Here is a 22,753-nt window from a genome sequence, read left to right on the forward strand (position 1 = left end):
ACGACTAGAGGACGTCGCCCACCTTGTGGACGCGGATGTCGTTCGTCGTCCCGGGGATGCCGGGAGGGGAACCGGAGATGATGATGACCGGCTCACCGACGGCGGCCTTGCCCGTGGCGACGAGGACCTCGTCCACCTGGGCGACCATCTGGTCGGTGTGCGTGACGCGCTCGACGACGAAGGACTCGACGCCCCAGTTCAGCGCCATCCGACGACGGATGGCCGGGTCGGGCGTGAACGCCAGGATCGGGATCCGGTTGCGGAGACGGGCCATTCGGCGGACCGACTCGCCCGACTCCGTGAAGACGCAGAGGAACTTCGCCTCGACGAAGTCCGCCACCTCGACGGCCGCCAACGTGATCGCTCCGGCCTGGGTGCGCGGCTTCGTGCCGAGCGGCGGAACGCGGTCGAGACCGTGGATCTCGGTCGACTCGACGATCCGGGCCATGGTCTGCACCGTGATCACCGGGTAGGCGCCGACACTCGTCTCGCCACTGAGCATGACCGCGTCAGCACCGTCCAGCACCGCGTTCGCGACGTCGGAGGTCTCCGCGCGGGTCGGGATGGGGCTGGAGATCATCGACTCGAGCATCTGCGTCGCGACGATGACCGGCTTCGCCATGCGGCGGGCGAGCTCCACCGCGCGCTTCTGCACGATCGGGACGGCCTCGAGCGGGAGCTCGACGCCGAGGTCGCCACGGGCGACCATGATCGCGTCGAACGCCTCGACGATGCTCTCGAGGTTCTCGACGGCCTGCGGCTTCTCGATCTTGGCGATCACGGGGACCTTGCGGCCCTCCTCCGCCATGATCTCGTGGACGCGGTCGATGTCGGCCGCGTCGCGCACGAAGGACAGGGCGATGAGGTCGGCGCCGAGACGCAGTCCCCATCGGAGGTCCGCTTCGTCCTTCTCGCTGAGCGCGGGGACGTTGACGGCGACACCGGGGAGGTTGATGCCCTTGTTGTTCGACACGGGGCCGGCGACGATGACGCGAGTGGTCACGACGGTGTCGTCCGCTTCAACGACCTCGACCTTGACCTTGCCGTCGTCGATCAGGAGGAAGTCGCCCGGCTTGACGTCCTGGGGCAGGCCCTTGAACGTCGTCGAGGAGATCTCCTTGGTACCGAGGATGTCCTCGATGGTGATCTTGAAGATGTCGCCGACGGCGAGGTCGTACGGGCCGCCCTCGAACTTGCCGAGGCGGATCTTCGGGCCCTGCAGGTCGACCAGGACGGCGACGGCACGGCCGGAGTCCTCGGTGGCCTTGCGCACGTTGGCGTAGATGGCCTCGTGCACGTCGTAGCTGCCGTGGCTCAGGTTCATCCGGGTGACATCGACCCCCGCATCGATGATGGCCCGGATGTTCTCATAGCTGGAGACTGCAGGCCCCAGCGTTGCGACGATCTTGGCTCGTCTCATGTGTGTGTGTTCTCCATGGTTTCTGCGCACGAGGCGCTTCGGTACTCACTGCTCGGCATGATGCGTCCGACGCTTGTCGTCCGCCTGAAAGCCTAGAGGGAGATGGGCTGGTCCGTGGGACGGACCGGGAAGGGAAGCTGGGTCTCACCCTCGAGGTACTGGTCGACGGCCGACGCCGCAGCGCGGCCCTCGGCGATCGCCCAGACGATGAGGGACTGGCCACGACCGGCGTCACCCGCGACGAACACGCCGGGCTGGTTGGTCTGGTAGTCGTGCTCCCGTGCCACGTTGCCGCGCCCGGTGAAGGGGAGCTTGAACTGCGACTCGAGGGTCTCGCCCTCCGGGCCCGTGAACCCGAGTGCGAGCAGGACGAGGTCGGCGGGGATCTCCCGCTCGGTGCCGCTCTTCGGCACGCGACGGCCGTCGACGAACTCCGTCTCGGCGACGCGGATCGCCCGCACCTCGCCGGCCTCGTTGGCGAGGAACTCGACGGTCGACACCAGGTACTCGCGGTTGCCGCCCTCTTCGTGCGCACTCGCGACCTCGAAGAGCGTCGGCATCATGGGCCACGGCTGGTGCTCGGGCCGCTCCCCCGCCGGCTGCGTGCCGATGGCGAGGTTCGTGACGGAGGCGGCACCCTGACGGTGCGCCGTGCCGATACAGTCGGCACCGGTGTCGCCGCCGCCGAGGACCACCACGTGCTTGTCCTCCGCCGTGATCTGGTCGGAGACCATGTCGCCGGCGCCGACGCGGTTGGCCTGCACGAGGTACTCCATCGCGAAGTGGACCCCGGAGAAGTCACGACCGGGGATCGGGAGGTCGCGCGGCACCATGGCACCGGTGGCGATGACGACGGCGTCGTAGCGGGCGCGAAGCTCGTCCCAGCTGATGTCGACCCCGATGTTCACACCGGCGCGGAACCGGGTGCCCTCGTCCTGCATCTGCTTCAGCCGGATGTCGAGGTGCTTCTTCTCCATCTTGAAGTCGGGGATGCCGTAGCGCAGCAGACCACCGATGCGGTCGTCGCGCTCGTAGACCGCGACCGTGTGCCCCGCACGCGTCAGCTGCTGGGCCGCGGCGAGGCCGGCCGGACCGGAACCGACGACGGCGACCGTCTTGCCCGTCAGCCGCTCCGGCGGGTGGGACTCGACCCACCCGTTGGCGAACGCCTGGTCGATGATCGACACCTCGACCTGCTTGATGGTCACGGCGGGCTGGTTGATGCCCAGCACGCACGAACTCTCGCACGGCGCCGGGCAGAGACGACCCGTGAACTCCGGGAAGTTGTTCGTGGCGTGCAGCCGCTCGATGGCCGAGCGTCCCTCGCCTCGCCACATGAGGTCGTTCCACTCCGGGATGAGGTTGCCCAGCGGGCAGCCCTGATGGCAGAACGGGATGCCGCAGTCCATGCAGCGACCAGCCTGCTTGCGGACGGTCGCGGGGTCGCTCTGCTCGTAGACCTCTTTCCAGTCCATGATGCGGACCGGCACAGGCCGGCGCTTCGGGAGCTCGCGCTCCGGTACCTTCAGGAATCCCTTGGGATCAGCCACCGGTCACCTCCAGGATTCGGTTCCATACGATGTCGCCGTCGGGGTCGAGCCCCTCGTCGAGTGCGGTCTGTCGGGTCGCCAGGACTGCCGCGTAGTCACGCGGCAGGACCTTGACGAAGCGGGCGAGTGAGTCCTCGATGTCGGCGAGCAGGCGCCCGGCCAGCGGAGAACCGGTCTCCACGACGTGCCGCTCGAGGAGGTCGCGGACGATCTCGGCGTCGGCACTGTCGAGTTCGGACAGGGTGAGCTCCCCCGATGCGAGGGAGTCGCGGTTGACCTGGTCGCGTTCGAGGTCGAACACGTAGGCCGTGCCGCCGGACATGCCCGCGCCGAGGTTCCGGCCGGTCTGACCCAGGATGACGGCGAGACCACCCGTCATGTACTCGAGCGCGTGGTCACCGACGCCTTCGACGACCGCCGTGGCGCCGGAGTTGCGCACCAGGAACCGCTCGCCGACGATCCCGCTCAGGAACATGGTGCCCTGGGTCGCGCCGTAGCCGATGACGTTGCCGGCGATCACGTTCTCCTCGGGCGCGAAGGCTGCGCGCTCGGATGGCCGGACGACGATCTGTCCACCGGACAGGCCCTTGCCGACGTAGTCGTTCGAGTCGCCGATGAGCCGCAGGGCGATGCCGCCGGGGAGGAACGCACCGAAGGACTGCCCGGCCGAGCCACGCAGGGTGATGTCGATGCTCCCTGCCGGGAGCCCGTTCTCGCCGTGTCGTCTGGTGACCTCGTGGCCGAGCATGGTGCCGACCGCCCGCTCCGTGTTGCGGATGGGCAGGTCGACCGAGAAGTGGCCGCCGTGTTCGAGCACGTCCGAGGCGGCCGTGATGAGCTGCTGGTCGAAGTGCTTCTCGAGCTCGTGCTCCTGCGGCCGGCGGTTGATCCGCGGCTCGTCGTCGGCGAAGACGGGACCCACGAGGACCGGGGCCAGGTCGAGCCCGGACGCCTTCCAATGGTCGATCGCCCGGTCGGCGTCGATCAGTTCGTTGTGGCCGATCGCCTCCTCGAGCGTCCGGAACCCGAGCTCGGCGAGGTACTCGCGCACCTCCTGGGCGATGAACTCGAAGAAGTTCACGACGAACTCCGGCTTGCCGGTGAACCGCTCGCGCAGCACCGGGTTCTGCGTCGCGACGCCGACCGGGCAGGTGTCGAGGTGGCACACGCGCATCATGACGCACCCGGAGACGACGAGCGGTGCCGTCGCGAAGCCGAACTCCTCCGCGCCGAGCAGTGCGCCGATGACGACGTCGCGTCCGGTCTTCATCTGACCGTCGACCTGCACCACGACGCGGTCGCGCATGTTGTTGAGCATGAGGGTCTGCTGCGTCTCAGCGAGGCCCAGCTCCCACGGTGTGCCCGCGTGCTTCAGGGAGTTCAACGGGCTCGCGCCGGTTCCGCCGTCGTGACCGGAGACGAGGATGACGTCCGAGAGCGCCTTCGCGACGCCCGCGGCCACCGCACCGATGCCGGACTGGCTCACCAGCTTGGTGTGGATCCGGGCTTTCGGGTTCGCGCGCTTCAGGTCGAAGATGAGCTGCTTGAGGTCTTCGATGGAGTAGATGTCGTGGTGCGGCGGCGGCGAGATCAGCCCGACGCCCGCCGTGGCGTGCCGCGTCCGCGCCACCCACGGGTAGACCTTCGTCGGCGGCAACTGCCCGCCCTCACCGGGCTTCGCGCCCTGGGCGAGCTTGATCTGGATGTCGTCGGCGTGCGTGAGGTACATGCTCGTCACGCCGAACCGGCCGGAGGCGACCTGCTTGATCGCGCTGCGGCGCGTCGGGTCGAGGAGCCGGTCGACGTCCTCGCCGCCCTCACCCGTGTTCGACTTGGCACCGATGCTGTTCATCGCGATCGCCAGCGTCTCGTGCGCCTCGCGCGAGATGGAACCGTAGCTCATCGCCCCGGTCGAGAACCGCTTCACGATCGACTCGACCGACTCGACCTCGTCGAGCGGGACGGGCGGGCGGGCACCGGCGCGGAGCGTGAACATCCCGCGGAGCGTCATGAGCTGCGCCGCCTGGGAGTCGACCATGTGGGTGTACTCGCGGAAGATGTCGTACCGGCGCGTCTTGGTCGCGTGCTGCAGCTTGAAGACCGTCTCCGGGTTGAAGAGGTGCGGCGAACCGTCGCGACGCCACTGGTACTCGCCGCCCGACTGCAGGCGCTCGTGGGCCGTCGATGCGGCGTCCTCGGGGTAGGCGTACCGGTGACGCTTCGCGTTCTCCTCGGCGATCACCTCGATGCCGACACCGCCGAGCTTCGTCTCCGTACCGGTGAAGTAGCTGTCGACGAGCTGCTGGCTCAGGCCGACGGCCTCGAAGGCCTGTGCTCCGGCGTAGGAGGACACCGTGGAGATGCCCATCTTCGACATGATCTTGAGTACGCCCTTGCCGAGCGCCTTGATGACGTTCTTGACGGCCTGCTCGCGGGTGACGCCCTGGATGAGGCCGCTGCGGACGAGGTCCTCGCAGCTCTCCATGGCCAGGTACGGGTTGATCGCGGAGGCGCCGTAGCCGATGAGCAGCGCGACGTGGTGGACCTCGCGCACGTCGCCGGCCTCGACGACGAGCCCGACCTTCATCCGGTTCTCGGCGCGGATCAGGTGGTGGTGCACGGCGGCGAGCGAGAGCAGCGACGGGATCGGCGCGAGGTCGGAGTTCGAGTCACGATCGCTCAGGACGATGAACTCCGAGCCGGCGAGGATCGCCTGGTCGACCTCGTCGCACATCTCGCGCAGGCGCGTCTCGAGTCCGGCCGAGCCGTCCTCGACGCGGTACAGCGCCTTGACGGTCGTCGTCAGCGGGCTCGCCGGGTTCGGGTCGATGTGCTGGATCTTGGCGAGCTCGTCGTTGTCGATGACCGGGAAGTCGAGGACGACCTGCTTGGCGTGCTCGGGGCCCCACGAGAGGAGGTTGCGCTCCGGGCCGAGCCCGAGCTTCAGCGAGGTGACGACCTCCTCGCGGATCGAGTCGAGCGGCGGGTTGGTGACCTGGGCGAACTGCTGCACGAAGTAGTCGAACAGGAGCCGAGGGCGGTCGGAGAGCACCGCGATCGGGGTGTCCGACCCCATCGCGCCGAGCGGCTCCGCACCGTTCTGGCCCATGGGCTGCAGGAGGATGCGCACCTCCTCCTCGGTGTACCCGAAGGTCCGCTGACGGCGAGTGACGGATGCCGGCGTGTGCACGATGTGCTCGCGCTCCGGCAGGTCGCTCAGGTTGATGCGTCCGGCGTCGAGCCAGTCGCCCCAGGGCGCCGAAGCCGAGAGCTCGTCCTTGATCTCGTCGTCCTCGATGATCCGCCCGGCCTCGGTGTCGACAAGGAACATCTTTCCGGGGCGCAGGCGGCCCTTGCGCTTGACCCGGCTCGGGTCGACGTCGAGGACGCCGATCTCGCTACCCAGGACGACGAGGCCGTCGGTCGTCTCCAGCCAGCGACCGGGACGCAGGCCGTTCCGGTCCAGGGTCGCGCCGACGAGTGAGCCGTCCGTGAAGGTGAGGGCGGCCGGACCGTCCCACGGTTCCATCTGCATGGAGTTGAACTCGTAGAAGTCGCGTCGCTCCTGCGACAGCCCGGTCTGCTTCTCCCAGGCCTCGGGCACCATCATCATCATGGCGTGCGGGAGGGACCGTCCGGTCAGCGTCAGCAGCTCCAGGACCTCGTCGAACGAGGCGGAGTCGCTCGCTCCGGGCGTGATGATGGGGAGCAACGGGCGGATGTCGCCGATGAGCTCGGACTCGAGCTGCGACTGCCGCGCGCGCATCCAGTTGCGGTTGCCCTCGACCGTGTTGATCTCGCCGTTGTGCGCCATCATGCGCAGCGGCTGGGCGAGCGGCCAGGACGGGAACGTGTTGGTGGAGTACCGCGAGTGGACGATGGCGAGCTTGGTCGCGAACCGCTCGTCGGACAGGTCGGGGTAGAACGGTTCGAGCTGGAGCGTCGTGACCATGCCCTTGTAGACGAGCGTGCGGCTCGACAGGGAGATGAAGTACGCCCCGAGCTCGCGCTCCGCCCGCTTCCGGAGCCGGAAGGCGAGTCGGTCGAGGGCGATCCCGGTCGGCGTGGAGGCGCCGGACCCGGTGACGAACAGTTGCTCGAACGCCGGCATGGCCGCACGGGCGAGCTTCCCCAGCTCGTCGGGGTCGACCGGCACCTCGCGCCAGCCGAGGACGGTGAGTTCCTCCTCCGCGGCGATCGCGGCGATGCGCGTCTGGAGCTGTGCGCGCTCTGAGGCGTCGGTGGGCAGGAAGGCGATGCCCACGGCGTACGCACCGAGCGGCGGCAGGTCGAATCCGGCGACGCCGCGCAGGAAGGCGTCGGGCATCTGGGTGAGGATGCCAGCGCCGTCGCCGGTCCCGGCGTCGGATCCGATCGCGCCGCGGTGCTCCAGGTTGCGGAGCGAACCGAGCGCCGCGTCGATGATGCTGTGCGAGGCCTCGCCCGTCAGGGTCGCGACCATCGCCAGGCCACAGGCGTCCTTCTCGTTCGCCGGGTCGTACATGCCCTGCTTGGGCGGAACCGAGCTGAACGAAGCGTACGGTGCATGCGCCATGGAATTACCGTCCTCACGAAAGGGGATCAGAAGGGGGACGTCGCTGGCCCTGGGACGAAACGGGTGATGGATCCCCTGCTGAGCCGGGATCCACCGGGCCGACGAGGGTGCGTTCAGCCTAGGAGCGAGAGCCGGTCTTGCTTGTGGCGACCGTGGCTTCGGACGACGGAGTGGATGACGCAGTGCGGTCTGATCCGTCGGCATCGTCGTCGGCGGAGGCACTGCGCAGCCCCAGGTTCTCCGCGTCGGTGTCGTAGTAGTCTACCGCAGCCTTCGGATCGGCCCAGGAACGGCCGGGGACGTACGGCGACGGCTCGGCACCCGTGTGGCGACGCGACTGGATGACGATGATCGCGAGTCCGACGACGATCGCGAGGATCGCGGCCCAGACGTTGGCGCGGATGCCGAAGAGGTACTCGCTCGGGTCGATCCGGATGGTCTCCCAGACCGTGCGACCGGCGCCGTACCAGATGAGGTAGACACCGAACAGGCGGCCCCACTGCGGGTTGAAGCGGTGTCCGATCCAGAGGATGACGGCCACCCCCAGCAGGTTCCAGATGATCTCGTACAGGAACGTGGGGTGGAACAGCGTGCCGGCGGGCAGACCGATCGGGAACGCGGGGTTGCTGGCCTCGATCTCGAGGCCCCAGGGCAGGTCCGTGGGGAGCCCGTAGAGCTCGTGGTTGAAGTAGTTGCCGAGGCGACCGAACGCCTGGGCGAGCAGCAGGCCGGGCGCGAGGGCGTCGGCGAAGGTCCAGAACCGGATCCCGGTCATGCGGCAGCCGATGTAGGCGCCGACCGCTCCACCGATGAGCGAACCGAAGATCGCGATGCCGCCCTCCCAGATGTAGAGCGTCCGCAGGAGGTCGGCACCCGGGTAGAAGTAGTCGCCGGGGTGGGTCAGGACGTGGAAGATCCGCGCACCGATGATCCCCAAGGGGATGGCCCACAGGATGATGTCGAGCACGATGCCCGGCTCGGCACCGCGCTTCGTCAGCCGGCGGGAGGTGAGGATGGTGGCGGCGATGATCCCGGCGATGATGCAGAGCGCGTACATGTGCACCGTGAACGGGCCCACGCTGAAGGTCGCGATGTCCGGGTTCGGGCTCGGGATGCTGAGGGGTGCAATCACTGCAGTGGTCGCCTTTCGTTACGAACTCTGATCGAGTGTACGGCTTTCAGCATCGCGGACGTGGTGAGGATACCCTCAGCGGGCGGTGCCGGCCGCGAGTGAACGGGCGACCTCGGTGATCGCCGGGACGCCGCCGTCGGCGAGAGCCTTGACGAAGACGGAGCCGACGATGGCTCCGTCGGCGTACTCGAGGACCGAGCGGACCTGCTCCGCGGTCGAGATGCCGATGCCGACGCACGCGTGCTGTGCCCCCGCCGTGCGGAGACGACCGACGAGGGTCTTCGCGGCCGCGTCGAGGTCCTGCCGGGCACCGGTGATGCCCATCGTGGAGACGGTGTACACGAAGCCGCGGGAGCGCTCGGTCACGAGCGACAGGCGCTCGTCGCTCGAGGTCGGTGCTGCCAGGAAGACCCGGTCGAGACCGTGGCGTTCACTGGCGTCCAGCCAGTCCGCCGCGGCGTCGGGGGTGATGTCGGGGGTGATGAGCCCGGCTCCGCCGGCCGCGGCGAGGTCGGAGGCGAAGCGCTCGACGCCGTACTGCAGCACCGGGTTCCAGTACGTCATGACGAGGATCGGGACGTCCACGGCGGCGCGGATGGCGCTGATCGCCGTGAAGACGTCGCGCAACCGGAACCCCTCCGCGAGGGCGGTCATGGTCGCAGCCTGGATGACCGCTCCGTCCATCACGGGGTCGGAGTAGGGCACGCCGAGCTCGAGTACGTCGACGCCGTTCTGCGCGAGCGCGATGGCGGCGTCGATACTCGTCTGGAGGTCGGGGAACCCGACGGGGAGGTACCCGATGAGGGCGCCGCGGCGGTCGACGGCGGCGGCGTCGATCGCCGAGGCGACCGGTGAGACCGTCGTGTGGTCGGTGGCCGGGGCGGTCATGCGTTCCGCCCGGCTTCGTCGAGGAGTCCGAAGTAGGTGGCAGCCGTCTCGACGTCCTTGTCTCCGCGCCCGGAGAGGTTGATCAGGATGGTCGCCTCGGGGCCCAGCTCCTTGCCGAGGACGATGGCCCCGGCAAGTGCGTGGGCGGACTCGATCGCCGGGATGATCCCCTCGGTGCGGCTCAGGAGCCGGAAGGCCTCCATCGCCTCGGCGTCCGTCGCGGGGACGTACGTCGCCCGCCCGGTGTCGGCGAGCCAGGCGTGCTCCGGTCCGACGCCCGGGTAGTCGAGGCCGGCGGAGATGGAATGGGACTCGACGGTCTGGCCGTCGTCGTCCTGCAGGACGAAGGTGCGGGCACCGTGCAGGACACCCGGACGACCGCGGCCGATGGACGCGGCGTGCCGAGGGGTGTCGACGCCGTCGCCGGCAGCCTCCACTCCGTAGAGCGCGACCTCCGCGTCGTCGAGGAAGGCGTGGAAGATACCGATGGCGTTGGAGCCGCCACCGACGCAGGCGACGACCGCGTCGGGAAGTGAACCGTTCAGCTCGAGGAGCTGTGCGCGGGCCTCTTCTCCGATGATCTTCTGGAAGTCGCGGACCATGACCGGGAACGGGTGTGGGCCCGCCGCGGTGCCGAAGATGTAGTTCGTGGTCTCGACCGACGCGACCCAGTCGCGGTACGCCTCGTTGATGGCGTCCTTCAGGGTCCGCGACCCCGTCGTGACGGGGATCACGGTCGCGCCGAGGAGCCGCATGCGGGCGACGTTGAGCGCCTGGCGCTCGGTGTCGACCTCGCCCATGTAGATGGTGCAGTCGAGGCCGAAGAGTGCGGCCGCCGTGGCCGTGGCCACACCGTGCTGACCGGCCCCCGTCTCGGCGATGACGCGGGTCTTGCCGATGCGCTTCGTGAGGAGCGCCTGGCCCAGGACGTTGTTGATCTTGTGCGAGCCGGTGTGGTTGAGGTCCTCGCGCTTGAGGAAGATGCGCGCACCACCGGCCGATGCGGCGAAGCGTGGCACCTCGGTGATGATCGACGGGCGGCCGGCGTAGTCGCGGAGCAGCGTCGTCAGCTCGGCCTGGAAGCTCTCGTCGGCCTTGGCGGCCTCGTAGGCCGTCGCGAGCTCGTCGACCGCGGCGATGAGCGCCTCCGGCATGTAGCGTCCGCCGAAGTCGCCGAAGAACGGACCTGCTTCGTCTCGGAGGTGCGTCGGTTCCGCGTGGGCGGGGGTGGCTGGTGACATGGTCATGCGGTGGCTCCCAGGAACTGTTCGAGGGTGGCGACGGGGTCGCCGGTGACGAGCGCCTCGCCGACCAGGACGACGTCGGCGCCGTCACGTCGGTAGGCGGCGACGTCGGCGGCGCGGAGCACAGCGGACTCGGCCACCTTGACGGCGTCGGCGGGGAAACGGTCGGTCAACGATCCGAAGAGGTGTTGGTCGAGTTCGAAGGTGCTGAGGTTCCGCGCGTTGACACCGATGAGCCGCGCGCCGATGTCGCTCGCTCTGGCCAGCTCGTCGGCGGAATGGGTCTCGACCAGCGGGGTCATGCCGAGCTGCACGACGAGTTCATGCAGCGACGACAGGGTGGCCTGATCGAGTCCGGCGACGATCAGGAGGACCAGGTCGGCGCCGGATGCCCGGGCTTCGAACACCTGGTACGGCAAGGAGATGAAGTCCTTGCGCAGGACCGGGATGCGGATCGCGGCACGGACGGCCTCGAGGTCCTGCAGCGAACCGCCGAACTTCCGGCCCTCGGTCAGCACGCTGACCGCGCTGGCACCACCCTGCTCGTAGAGCGAGGCGAGGAGCGCCGGGTCGGGGATGTCGGCCAGCGCGCCGCGGGACGGACTGGACCGCTTGACCTCGGCGATGATCTTGACCTGGTCGGCCGGGGCGAGCGCAGCGAGGGCGTCGATGGCCGGAGGGGCGTCGACAGCAGCGGCTTCGACGACTGCAGCCGGACGGCCCGCGAGGCGCCCGAGAGCGTCCTCCTTCGCGCCGGCCATCAGGTCGGCGAGCATGTTCAGTGCTCTTTCGCCACGGTCTTGGACCCGCCGACGCCGTAACCCGCCTTGGAGAGGACGCCGCCCGTGATCCACCCGAGGAGGAGGACGCCGGCGGAGGCCCAGACGAGGACGGGCATGTCGAGCCAGAAGAAGACCGTACCGGCGGCGAACGCGACCAACATGATGATCACGGCCGTCCAGGCGGCGGGCGAGTGTCCGTGGCCGGGGTCCGAGGGGTCGGTGCTCATGGTTCTCCTTCTGTGCGAGTGCGGGTTCCAGTGTACCGGCAACCGGCGCGCGGTTCCGTGCGTGGGCCACGAGTTCCCAGGTGGCCCGGGGTGCCGTCGGGGGTCGGCGGAGCGGTCAGCGCGTCGGGTCGTCGCCGCGGCTGAGGTCGTCCCAGGCGCCAACCGGGTCGGCGCTCGGGGCCGTCTCGACCTGCGTGAACCGGACGGTCTGGTACTTCTTCGACGGACCGGGCCACCGGCGGTGGGTGAGCACGGTCGCGAGCCCGGCGAGTGCGAGCACGACGCCGAGCACCAGGGTGATCGCCGGCCAGGCGGTGAGCGTGGTCGCCGCGACGAGGTCGATGGTCGACTGGCTCCCGGCGACGCCCGTGGCCTCGGTCACGGCCGCCGCGCCCGCGGTCGCCGGCGAGGCGAGCACGGCGATCGACGAGATCATGACGCAGGCGCCGATCACGGCCTCCAGCAGGCCGAGGATGATGCGGAACACCGGCCCGGCGATCGCCAGCGCGGCGACGAGGGCGAGACCGGCGAGGGCGAGTGCGGACAGGGCGGGAGCGGCGACGGAGCCGACCACGTCGAGCGCGCCGGAGTGTGGGCCGACGCCAACGAGGCTGATCGAGAGCCAGGTCTGGGTCCACGCCGCGAGGATGAGCGCGTCGGCGAGGACGGCGGTGACGAGGAGCAGGGTCTTCAGGCGGCGCTGACGACTGCGCAGAGCTCGTGACTCGAGCTCGTCAGCCTCGGACGGTTCGTCGCGCCTCGGCGGCTCCACCGGCCCGGACTGGGGTGCTGCAGTGCTCTCGGTCATGCTCCAACTCGATTCATGGTGTCGGCGATGGCGCTGCGACGACGTCGAGGCTCCGGCCGTCGAAACAGCTGCGTGTGCCCGTGTGGCAGGCAGCGCCGTGCTGATCGACCTCCACCAACAGGGTATCCCCGTCGCAGTCGTAGGCGAGCGCCCGGACGAACTGCACGTGTCCGGAGGTGTCCCCCTTGCGCCAGTACTCCTGTCGTGAGCGGGACCAGTAGGTGACCCGACCCTCGGTCATCGTCCGGCGGACGGCCTCGGCGTCCATCCAGCCGAGCATGAGCACCTCGCGGGAGTCCCACTGCTGCACGATCGCGGGGAGCAGGCCCTGCGCGTCGAAGGTGAGCTGCCCGATCGCGGTCTCCGGATCGGCGCCCACCGGGATGGTGATGTCCGCGCTCATGCCCGCACCGTCCAGCCGGCGTCGGCGAGTTCCTGTTTGACCTGCCCGATCGTCAACTCGCCGTTGTGGAAGACGCTCGCAGCGAGGACGGCGTCGGCCCCCGCGGCGATCGCGGGTGGGAAGTCGGCGAGGCGGCCTGCTCCCCCTGACGCGATGACCGGAACCCGGCTGATCTCGCGCATGGCGCTGATGAGCTCGGTGTCGAACCCGGCCTTGGTGCCGTCGGCGTCGATCGAGTTCACCAACAGCTCGCCCGCACCGCGGTCGATCGCCTCGGAGGCCCAGGCGAGCGCGTCGAGTTCGGTCTCACGTCGGCCGCCGTGTGTCGTGACGATCCATCCGGATGCGCTGCCGGCGTGTCGCTTCACGTCCAGGGAGAGGACGAGGACCTGAGCGCCGAAGCGGTCGGCGATCTCCCCCAGCAACTCCGGTCGGCCGATCGCGGCGCTGTTCACGCCGACCTTGTCCGCCCCGCTGGCCAGCAGCCGGGAGACGTCCTGGGTCGAGCGGACCCCGCCGCCGACCGTGAGCGGGATGAAGACCTGCTCGGCGGTCCGGCTGACGAGGTCGTAGGTGGTGTCGCGTTCGGCGACGGTGGCCGTGACGTCGAGGAAGGTCAGTTCGTCCGCGCCCTGCTCGGCGTAGCGCTTCGCGAGTTCGACGGGGTCGCCGGCGTCGCGGAGGTCGAGGAAGTTGACGCCCTTCACGACGCGCCCGTCGGCGACGTCGAGACAGGGGATGACTCGGGTGGCGAGTGACACGGAGGCCTCCGCAGAGCGACTGGGACGGGTGGTGAGGGACGGGCGATTCAGAGTCGGGCGGCGTGGATGGCCGTGACGAGGATGGCGCGTGCGCCGAGCTCGTAGAGGCGGTCCATGACGTCGTTCGCGTCGCCGCGAGGGATCATGACCCGGACCGCCACCCACTCGGGGTCGCGGAGCGGCGAGATCGTCGGCGACTCGATGCCACCGGCGACGGCGGTCGCCTGCTCGAGCAGCCGGACCGGGAGGTCGTAGTCGACGAGCACGTACTGCCGCGCGACGAGGACGCCCTGCAGTCGGCGGATGAGCGTCGCGGTGGTGGGCTTCGTCTCCGGCGACGCGATGAGCACGGCGGTGGAGTCGAGGATCACCGGGCCGAAGATGCCGAGGCCGGCCTTCCGGAGGGTCGTGCCGGTGGACACGACATCGGCCACCGCGTCCGCGACCCCGAGCTGGACCGCCGACTCGACCGCACCGTCGAGGTGGACGAGCGTCGCATCCACACCGGCGTCGCGGAGGAAGTTGCCGACGAGGCCGGGGTAGCTGGTGGCGACCGTCTTCCCCGCGAGATCGGAGAGCTCGGAGAACTCGTCGGCCGGACCGGCGAAGCGGAACGTCGACCCGCCGAAGCCCAGCTCGGCGAGTTCAGTCGCGGCGGAGTGCGAGTCCAGGAGCAGATCGCGCCCCGTGATGCCGATGTCCAGGGCGCCGGAACCGACGTAGGTCGCGATGTCGCGCGGACGGAGGTAGAAGAACTCGACGTCGTTCCGTGCGTCGACGACGTGGAGCTCCTTGGCGTCGCGACGGGTCGCGTAGCCGGCCTCCTGCAGCATCTCGACGGCGGTCTCGGACAGCGAGCCCTTGTTGGGCACGGCGACTCTCAGCATGGGGTGACTTTCGTGTTGTGCGATGGTGTCTCGACAGGGTGATCAGGAGGCGCGGCGGATGCGCCGCGACGTGCTCCTACAGATGTCGGTAGACGTCGGCGGGGGTGAGCCCCTTCGCCACCATCATCACCTGCACGTGGTAGAGCAGCTGGGAGATCTCCTCGGCCGTCTCGGTGTCGCTCTGGTACTCGGCCGCCATCCAGACCTCGGCGGCCTCCTCGACGATCTTCTTCCCGATGCCGTGCACACCCGTGTCCAGTTCGCGGACGGTGCCGGAACCCTCCGGCCGGGTCTCGGCCTTCAGGCGCAGCTCGTCGAACAGCTCGTCGAAGGTTTTCACGTGCTCCAGGGTACCGGTTCCGGGCGGCGGCGCGCACCGCGGACCCGCTGGACCGGCCCGCTGCGTCAGTGGGTGTGCGTCGACGCCTCGGCGGCGGCCCGGAGCAGCGCGATGTTCGAGGCCGGATCGGAACCGCTGTAGACGGCCGACCCCGCGACGAAGGTGTCGGCACCGGCGGCGGCCGCGATCCCGATCGTGTCCGCGGAGATCCCGCCGTCGACCTGGAGCCAGACGTCGAGACCGGTGCGTGCGACCTCGGCTGACAGCGCCTGCAGCTTCGGCATGGTCTCCGGCATGAACGACTGTCCGCCGAACCCCGGTTCGACCGTCATGACGAGCACTTGGTCGAACTCCGGCAGGAGTTCCAGGTACGGCTCGATGGGCGTGCCGGGCTTCACCGCGATCCCGGCACGCGCCCCGATGGAACGCAGGCGTCTGGCGAGGGCGACGGGGTCGCCGGTGGCCTCGGCGTGGAACGTCACCGAGAACGCCCCGAGCTCGGCGTAGCCGGGAGCCCATCGATCGACGTCCGAGATCATGAGGTGGACGTCGAGCGGGACCGGAGACACGTCCTGGATGCGACCGACCATCTGCGGACCGAACGTGAGGTTCGGGACGAAATGGTTGTCCATGACGTCGACGTGGACGAGGTCGGCGCTCGCGATCCGCTCCAGGTCGGCCTGGAGGTTCACGAAATCGGCGGACAGGATGCTCGGGTTGATGCGCGCGGACATGTGCTCGAGCCTATCGATCGACGGTGGGTCCGGCCGACTCCGCGGGCTTGCGGAGCAGCGCGATGTACATGGCGTCGGTGCCCTGTCGGTGCGGCCAGAGCTGGACCGCGCCACCGGGCGCCGCGGCGTCGAGCGGTTCGGTCGTGACCTGGTCGAGCACCGCGGAGGTGTCGAGTCGCTCCATCCCGGGGTGGGCTCGCAGCGCGCTCTCCACGATCAGTGCCGTCTCGCCGACGTGCGGCGAACACGTCACGTACGCCACGATCCCGCCGGGAGCGAGCGCGGTGATGGCGGCGTCGAGCAGTGAGCCCTGCAGTCGGGTGAGTTCGGAGACGTCCTTCGGGGTCTTCCGCCACCGCGCCTCCGGTCGTCGTCGCAGCGCGCCGAGCCCGGTGCACGGGGCGTCGAGGAGGATTCGGTCGTAGCTCCCGGGATGCTCCGCAGCGAGCTTCGTGCCGTCGGCGGTCGAGACCGACACCTCGAGCGGGACACCTGCGAGGGCGCGTTCCACGAGACGGGCCCTCGCAGGGACCAGTTCGTTCGCATCGAGGCGTGCCTCCCCGGCGAGAGCCTCGGCGGCCAGGAGTGCCGCCTTGCCACCCGGGCCCGCGCACAGGTCGAGCCATCGCTCGCCGGGCCGCACCGGTACCGCCCGCGTCAGCGCGAGCGCGGCGAGCTGCGAGCCCTCGTCCTGGACGCGGAGGCGGCCGCCGCCGGTCCCGACGAGCTGGACCGGGTCGCCGCCGGGGTTGCGGAAGCCGTATGGGGAGAAGCGGTTCGGCTCGGCGTCCTCGGGCCGATCGGCGAGCCCCGGGAGCGCGATGAGGTTCACCTGCGGGGCGAGGTTGTCCGCGGCCAGCGCCTCCTCGAGTTCGTCGCCGCGGTCCTGCAGGTCGAGCGCCTGCCTGATGGCCCGAACGACCCACGACGGGTGGGCGGTGCTCACTGCCAGGCGATCGGTGTCGTTCGTGACCTCACCCAGCAGGATCCGCTCCCACTCGGCGGGTTCGGTCCGCGAGATGGTGCGGAGGACACCGTTGGTGAAGCCGGCCGCCGACCGCGAACCGGCGGACCGGGCGAGTTCGACGGACTCGTTCACGGCGGCGTGGCCTGCGACGCGCATGGAGAGCAGCTGATGGGCACCGAGCCGCAGGACGTCGAGGATGGCGTCGTCGATCTCGGTCACGGGACGCTTCGCCGCGTGCGCGATGACGCGGTCGTAGTACCCGCGTCGGCGAAGGGTGCCGTACGTCAGCTCGGTCGCGAGGCCGGCGTCCGCCGGACTCAACTTCGCCTCGGCCAGCCGGTGTGGCAGGAGGAGGTTCGCGTAGGCGTCCGAGGTGCTGACGGCGTGGATGACGTCGAAGGCCACTCGGCGTGCCGGCTGCACGGTCGCCGAGTCACGCGGACGCGTGGGACGCTGGCGTCCGCGGCGGGGTTCCTCGTCGCGGGGCCGTCGGTCGCGGCGTCGCTGGCCCTCGGGCTGCTGGCCGCTCACGCGGTGACCAGCCGATCGGTTCCAGCGGACGCGCCGCGCCACCAGTCGGCGGCGGGCATCGCCGTGCGCCCGGCCGGCTGCACCTGCAGCAGTTGCAACGGTGTGTCCGCCGTGCCGACCAGGACGAGGCCGTCGATGGACGCGATCGTCCCGGGCGCCGGTGGGTCCGTCGGCATGGTCGTCGCGGGGACGGCACGGTGCACCTTCAGCCGTGACTCGTCGAGGAGGGTGAACGCGCCCGGTTCGGGCGTCACCCCGCGGATCTGCGACCACACGTCGGCGACGGGGCGGTCCCAGACGATCCGACCGTCCTGGCCGTCGAGCTTCGGCGCGAGCGACACCTCGCCCTGCTGCGGGGCCGCGACCGCGGTGCCGGCGGCGATGGCGGCGACGACCTCCGCGGTGAGCGGTGCGCCGAGCTCGGCGAGGCGGTCGAGGAGCTCCCCCGAGGTCTCGCCCTCGCCGATCGGCGTCTCCACCGTCGCGAAGACGTCTCCGGCGTCGAGAGCCGGCACGAGCTGGAAGACCGATGCACCGGTGACCGCGTCTCCGGCCATCACGGACCGCTGGACGGGAGCCGCGCCGCGCCAGGCCGGCAGCAATGAGAAGTGCAGATTGATCCAACCGTGTGCCGGCGCGGACAGGAGGGGTTCGCGGACGAGTCCGCCGTACGCGACGATCACGCCGAGTTCCGCACGGAGCGCGACGATCCGCGCGGTCGCGTCGTCGTCGAGACGTGCAGCGCGGATGACCGGGAGCCCGAGCCGTTCGGCGGCCGCTGCCACCGGTGACGGGGTCAGGATCCGCTTGCGGCCGAGCGGGGCGTCGGGTCGAGTGACGACGGCCGCGATCTCGTGCCCGGCCGAGACGAGGGCGTCGAGCGTCGGGACGGCGACGGCGGGGGTGCCGGCGAAGACCAGCCTCATGCGGTTCGGACTTCGTGGACGGGGTGGATCATGACAGCATCTCCGGATCGTCGAATCGTACTCTGAGTGTAGGCGGGGCTTTCGGCGCCCGCCTGCCGGGGGTCGGCCGTCGACGCTTCGCCGCCTGCGCGACGACGGTCGCCCGCAACTGCTCGGCGACCGCCCTGGCGTGGCCGTAGTCGACCCGCAGGATCGCGACGCTGTCCCCCGCTTCGTCGACGGTCGGGCCGAGCACGCGGCTCCGGTACTCGGCGGGCAGTGCGGCGAGAGCGGCATCGACGGCGTCGCGGGTGCCGGTGAGGGTCGCGCTCCGGACCGCGGGAGGGAACCCGAGCTCTCTGCGCTCGGCGAGTTCCTCACTCGCGAACCGCGGTTGCTGCCAGAGGGCGAAGGCGTTCGCCACGGGGGCCTCGACGCCGATCAGGAGCACCGGCGCGCGTGGAGCGGCCAGAGCTGCGGCGTTCGACCACCACCGCAGGCAGTCCTCGGCGACGCGGAGCGACTCCCGCGCCAGCATGCGGTCGGCGTCGACCAGGAGGACGGCGGCATAGCCGCCCGCGGCGACGGGCTCCGCGCCTCGGGTCGCGATCACCAGCGCCGGCTCCGGGCCGACCTCGAACTTGGGGGCGTCTCCGTCCGACACCACGACCCGGTACCGGGGGAACGCCCGGCCCAGTTCCTCGGCGGTCCGGCCGGTGCCGGCGGCCGTGACGCGGAACGCGGTGTCGTGACAGGTCTCGCACGACCACCCAGCCGCGAGGTGACCGCACCAACGGCAGGAGGGCTGCGAACGGGCTGTGGCGAGTTGGAGTGGACCGTGGCACACCGAGCAGTGGGCCCTCGTCCCGCACCGTCGACAGGCGAGGTGCGGCGCGTACCCCGGCCGCGCGACCTGGACCAGCACGGGTCCGTGATGCAATGCCTCGTCGACCGCGCGCCACGCGCTCGACGGGATCCTCGCCTGGCTCGTCATGGCGTCGTCGCCGCTGGCCCGGCACACGACGACTCTCGGTCGTATCGGCGGGGTGGGTGCGACCTCGTGCAGCCAGCCGAGTTCGACGAGTCGCTGCGTCTCGGTACTGCGCGAATGCGCGGCGAAGACAAGGGCGGATCCGCTCATCTCCTGCCGGGTCAACGCGACGTCGCGGGCGTGCACATAGGGGGCGAGCTGCTCCTGATGGAGGGGGTCGCCGTCGTCCCAGAGGGCGATGAGTCCGAGGTCGTGCGCCGGTGCATAGACGGCCGACCGGTTGCCGACGACGATCCGCGGCACCGGATGCAGTCCGTCCAGGTAGGAGCGGTAGCGAGCAGCGGGGGTCTGCTTGGCGTCGGCCCTCGCGACCGCGGCACCGACACCGAGGTCGTCGAGCGCCGCAAGGAGGTGTTCGACGTCCCGGTAGTCGGGGACGCACAGGATCGCGCTTCTGCCCTCGGCCAGCTGGTTCACGGCGAGAGCCGCCAGCGTGAAGGACCAGTCCGGGAGCCAGACGCCCGCGCTCGTCGCGGTCAGGGTGGGGATCGCGCTGATCGCGTACCGCTCCCCCGGCGCGAGCCGGTCGAGGGAGCCGGGGGCGAACCCCGGGACGGTGCGCCGCTCGACCGACGGAGGCTCCGGCGGGGCCGCGGCGGCCCAGGTCTTCTCCACCCGGACCTGTCGCGGCGGGATCGCGAGACGCAGGACGTCCATCGCGCTGCCGGCGCTGCGATCCGCGACACGGCGAGCGAGCGTCCACAGGGTCGGGGTCAGGACCGGTACCGACGACACGACCGAGCTCAGCGGGCTGAGCGCCCCGCCGAACTCGCTCGAGTCGGCGAGGTCCACGATGAACCCGTTCGCCGACCGCCCGGCCGAGCGCAACGGGACCGAGACGCGCGCGCCGAGCACGGCGTCATCGGCCAGCTCGTCGGGAATGGCGTAGTCGAACAGATGGTCGAGCTGTGGCAACGGGGAGTCGAGTACCACCCTGGCGACCCTCGCGCCGACCACGGCTACAGCCCGGCTGCTGACCGCAACGCCTCCACCCGGTCGAGACGCTCCCACGTGAAGTCGGGGAGCTCGCGGCCGAAGTGCCCGTACGCCGCCGTTGCGGCGTAGATGGGGCGGATGAGGTCGAGGTCGGCGATGATCGCGGCCGGACGGAGATCGAAGACGTCGCGGATCGAGCGCGTGATGTCCGCCTCCGGCACATGGGCCGTCCCGAAGGTCTCGACGTAGAGCCCGACCGGCGCGGCCTTGCCGATGGCGTAGGCGACCTGCACCTCGAGACGTTCGGCGAATCCGGCGGCGACCGCGTTCTTCGCCACCCAGCGCATGGCGTATGCGGCCGAGCGGTCCACCTTCGACGGGTCCTTCCCGCTGAAGGCTCCACCGCCGTGTCGAGCCGCTCCGCCGTAGGTGTCGATGATGATCTTGCGTCCGGTGAGCCCCGCGTCGCCCATCGGGCCACCGACGACGAAGATGCCGGTCGGGTTGATCAGGTGCGTCACGTTCGAGCTGTCGAGTTCGACCGTCGCGAGGACCGGTTCGATGACGTGACGCTGGACGTCGCGACGCAGCTGCTCCGTGGAGACACCCGGATTGTGTTGCGTGGAGACCACGACCGTCTCCACAGTCTTCGGGAGGAAGCCGTCGTATCCGATGGTGACCTGGGTCTTGCCGTCCGGGCGCAGGTAGTCGAGCTGGCCGGACTTGCGGACCTCGGCGAGTCGCTCCGCGAGACGGTGTGCGATCCAGCTGGGCAGCGGCATGTACTGCGGCGTCTCGGTGGTCGCGAACCCGAACATGATGCCCTGGTCGCCGGCGCCCTGGAGGTCGTAGGCGTCGACACTGGACTGCTCGCGGGACTCGAAGGCATGGTCGACTCCGGCGGCGATGTCCGCGGACTGCGAGCCGATCGACACGCTCACGCCGCAGGAGTCGCCGTCGAATCCGATGTCGGACGAGGTGTAGCCGATGGACCGGATGCGCTCGCGGACGATCGTCGGGATGTCGACGTAGCCGCTCGTGGAGACCTCACCGGCGACATGGACGAGACCGGTGGTGACGAGCGTCTCGACGGCGACTCGACTGCGCGGATCCACCTCGAGGAGCGCGTCGAGGATGCTGTCCGAGATCTGGTCGCAGATCTTGTCGGGATGCCCCTCGGTCACGGATTCGGAGGTGAACAGGCGCAGCTCGGTCATGCGGTCTCCCGTCGGAAGTGGTGATGCGATGGTGGAGGGATCGGCCGTCGCGGTGTTCCGGGGCCGGACCGTTCATCACTCTAGTCGAGGCCTCGGACACGTCGTCCGTCCATGACGCAAGGCGTCGCGGTGGTGGGAACGGGCCCGACACGACGAATCCGCCGGTCGTCTGGCGCCCGGCGGATTCGTCGTGGTGAAGCGGTTATTCGGCGATCGGCTTGATCTGGAGCTTGTCCTCGTTGATCTCGTGCATCGCGATCGAGAGCGGCTTGTCCTCGACGGACGAATCGACCAGCGGCCCGACGTTGTCGAACAGGCTGCCCTCGTGGAGGTCGGCGTAGTAGTCGTTGATCTGGCGCGCGCGCTTGGACGCGAAGATCACGAGTGCGTACTTGGACTCGACCTTGGTGAGCAGAGAGTCGATGGGCGGATCGATGATGCCCTTGAGCTTGTCAGCCATGCAGGTTCACACTCCTCGTGTGGTTGTGTTCGGGGAAGATCGGATCGATGCGGGGTGCGCGTCGGACGTCAATCCCCGTGAATCTTCATCAAGTCTACGACCTCTTGGGCCGCGCGGGCCACGTCGTCGTTGACGACACGGTGGTCGAACTCGTCCGCGGCGGCCAGTTCGACCTTCGCGGTGCGCAGTCGGCGCTCCCGTTCCTCCTCGTCCTCGGTGCCTCGTCCGACCAGTCGACGGACCAGTTCGTCCCAGCTCGGGGGCAGCAGGAACACCAGGGTCGCCTCCGGCATCGCCTCCCGGACCTGCCTGGCACCCTGGATGTCGATCTCGAGCAATGCGCTGTCGCCGGCCGCGAGCGCTCGCTCGATCGGCTCGCGTGGCGTGCCGTAGCGGTACGCGTTGTGGACCGTGGCGTGCTCCAGCAGGCGGTCGCCCTCGATGAGGCCGTCGAACTCGTCGTCGGTCACGAAGTAGTAGTTCACCTCGTGCTGCTCCCCCGGCCGGGGCTTGCGTGTCGTGGCCGAGACGGAGAGGTGCACCTCCGGGTAGTGGTCGCGGATGTAGGCGGCCACCGTCCCCTTGCCGACGGCCGTCGGGCCGGCGAGCACGACGAGTCTGCTGCGCGCGGTGCCCGGGTAGCGTTCTGCGATGAAGGCGCGGAGGCGATCCCGCTGCAGTCGGCCGAGACCGCCGAGGCGCTTGACCGAAGAGATGCCGAGCGATTCGAGGATTCGCCCCAGTTTGGTGACGCCGACACTCGGGATGCTGAGGAGGTACTCGGTGATGCGGATGCCGCCCTCGATACCGTCCGGATCGGCGGTCGCGGCGTCGAGCACCTCCAACGGGGTGCGGGCGCCGGAGGCGATGGACGCCTTGACGGTCGCGCGGGCGCGGCGTTTGCGAACGGCCTCACGCGAGGCTGCGGCCCGATCGACCTCCGGCATGTTCCTAC

The 22,753-nt window shown here is 69.9% G+C and carries 20 protein-coding genes; all 20 read right to left on the reverse strand.

Annotation, left to right across the window (positions count from 1 at the left end):
• Positions 1–4 precede the first annotated feature (4 nt).
• Positions 5–1,420: a pyruvate kinase gene (gene pyk / locus ACQG07_RS08890; RefSeq protein ID WP_079705946.1), complete on the reverse strand. Its 1,416-nt coding sequence runs from the start codon at positions 1,418–1,420 to the stop codon at positions 5–7.
• A 92-nt stretch (positions 1,421–1,512) separates the two neighbouring features.
• Positions 1,513–2,970: a glutamate synthase subunit beta gene (locus ACQG07_RS08895; RefSeq protein ID WP_426738048.1), complete on the reverse strand. Its 1,458-nt coding sequence runs from the start codon at positions 2,968–2,970 to the stop codon at positions 1,513–1,515.
• Entirely contained in the window at positions 2,963–7,525 is a 4,563-nt protein-coding gene (gene gltB / locus ACQG07_RS08900; RefSeq protein WP_426738049.1) for a glutamate synthase large subunit, read from the reverse strand. Before gltB ends, ACQG07_RS08895 begins: the two co-directional genes overlap by 8 nt.
• Positions 7,526–7,643: 118 nt before the next feature.
• Positions 7,644–8,657: a prolipoprotein diacylglyceryl transferase gene (gene lgt, locus ACQG07_RS08905; protein ID WP_079002517.1), complete on the reverse strand. Its 1,014-nt coding sequence runs from the start codon at positions 8,655–8,657 to the stop codon at positions 7,644–7,646.
• Positions 8,658–8,732: 75 nt separating this feature from the next.
• Positions 8,733–9,545 (reverse strand): tryptophan synthase subunit alpha, encoded by an 813-nt coding sequence (gene trpA, locus ACQG07_RS08910; RefSeq protein ID WP_274499946.1) that lies wholly within the window; start codon positions 9,543–9,545, stop codon positions 8,733–8,735.
• On the reverse strand, positions 9,542–10,792 hold the full coding sequence (trpB, locus tag ACQG07_RS08915) for a tryptophan synthase subunit beta (RefSeq protein ID WP_426738050.1): 1,251 nt from the start codon (positions 10,790–10,792) through the stop codon (positions 9,542–9,544). Before trpB ends, trpA begins: the two co-directional genes overlap by 4 nt.
• On the reverse strand, positions 10,789–11,565 hold the full coding sequence (gene trpC / locus ACQG07_RS08920; RefSeq protein ID WP_079705941.1) for an indole-3-glycerol phosphate synthase TrpC: 777 nt from the start codon (positions 11,563–11,565) through the stop codon (positions 10,789–10,791). Before trpC ends, trpB begins: the two co-directional genes overlap by 4 nt.
• Positions 11,566–11,567: 2 nt before the next feature.
• Complete coding sequence (locus ACQG07_RS08925) at positions 11,568–11,798, reverse strand: DUF6704 family protein (RefSeq protein ID WP_426738051.1); 231 nt, start codon at positions 11,796–11,798, stop codon at positions 11,568–11,570.
• Between the two features lie 115 nt (positions 11,799–11,913).
• A complete protein-coding gene (locus ACQG07_RS08930) occupies positions 11,914–12,606 on the reverse strand; it encodes a Trp biosynthesis-associated membrane protein (protein WP_411558387.1) in 693 nt (230 codons plus the stop codon).
• A gap of 13 nt (positions 12,607–12,619) precedes the next feature.
• Positions 12,620–13,009 (reverse strand): phosphoribosyl-AMP cyclohydrolase, encoded by a 390-nt coding sequence (hisI, locus tag ACQG07_RS08935; RefSeq protein WP_079705938.1) that lies wholly within the window; start codon positions 13,007–13,009, stop codon positions 12,620–12,622.
• Entirely contained in the window at positions 13,006–13,770 is a 765-nt protein-coding gene (gene hisF, locus ACQG07_RS08940; RefSeq protein WP_192004902.1) for an imidazole glycerol phosphate synthase subunit HisF, read from the reverse strand. The genes hisI and hisF overlap by 4 nt, the downstream gene beginning before the upstream one ends.
• Before the next feature lie 47 nt (positions 13,771–13,817).
• Positions 13,818–14,657, reverse strand: coding sequence for an ATP phosphoribosyltransferase (hisG, locus tag ACQG07_RS08945; RefSeq protein WP_426738052.1), 840 nt, complete (start codon positions 14,655–14,657; stop codon positions 13,818–13,820).
• 76 nt (positions 14,658–14,733) lie between these two features.
• Positions 14,734–14,997 carry a phosphoribosyl-ATP diphosphatase gene (locus tag ACQG07_RS08950; RefSeq protein ID WP_064293847.1) on the reverse strand — a complete coding sequence of 88 codons (264 nt, stop codon included), beginning with the start codon at positions 14,995–14,997 and terminating at the stop codon, positions 14,734–14,736.
• 65 nt (positions 14,998–15,062) lie between these two features.
• Complete coding sequence (rpe, locus tag ACQG07_RS08955) at positions 15,063–15,731, reverse strand: ribulose-phosphate 3-epimerase (RefSeq protein WP_079705936.1); 669 nt, start codon at positions 15,729–15,731, stop codon at positions 15,063–15,065.
• Positions 15,732–15,741: 10 nt separating this feature from the next.
• On the reverse strand, positions 15,742–17,229 hold the full coding sequence (locus ACQG07_RS08960) for an RsmB/NOP family class I SAM-dependent RNA methyltransferase (protein ID WP_426738053.1): 1,488 nt from the start codon (positions 17,227–17,229) through the stop codon (positions 15,742–15,744).
• On the reverse strand, positions 17,226–18,155 hold the full coding sequence (fmt, locus tag ACQG07_RS08965; RefSeq protein ID WP_274499942.1) for a methionyl-tRNA formyltransferase: 930 nt from the start codon (positions 18,153–18,155) through the stop codon (positions 17,226–17,228). The genes ACQG07_RS08960 and fmt overlap by 4 nt, the downstream gene beginning before the upstream one ends.
• 28 nt (positions 18,156–18,183) lie before the next feature.
• A complete protein-coding gene (locus ACQG07_RS08970) occupies positions 18,184–20,118 on the reverse strand; it encodes a primosomal protein N' (protein WP_426738054.1) in 1,935 nt (644 codons plus the stop codon).
• Positions 20,119–20,144: 26 nt separating this feature from the next.
• Positions 20,145–21,338 carry a methionine adenosyltransferase gene (gene metK, locus ACQG07_RS08975; RefSeq protein ID WP_426738055.1) on the reverse strand — a complete coding sequence of 398 codons (1,194 nt, stop codon included), beginning with the start codon at positions 21,336–21,338 and terminating at the stop codon, positions 20,145–20,147.
• A 202-nt stretch (positions 21,339–21,540) separates the two neighbouring features.
• Positions 21,541–21,798 (reverse strand): DNA-directed RNA polymerase subunit omega, encoded by a 258-nt coding sequence (rpoZ, locus tag ACQG07_RS08980; RefSeq protein WP_056005756.1) that lies wholly within the window; start codon positions 21,796–21,798, stop codon positions 21,541–21,543.
• A 68-nt stretch (positions 21,799–21,866) separates the two neighbouring features.
• Entirely contained in the window at positions 21,867–22,745 is an 879-nt protein-coding gene (gmk, locus tag ACQG07_RS08985; RefSeq protein WP_064293842.1) for a guanylate kinase, read from the reverse strand.
• Positions 22,746–22,753: the final 8 nt, after the last annotated feature.

Origin of the sequence: Plantibacter sp. 2H11-2 (genome assembly GCF_050031945.1) — a bacterium.
Lineage (GTDB): Bacteria > Actinomycetota > Actinomycetes > Actinomycetales > Microbacteriaceae > Plantibacter > Plantibacter auratus.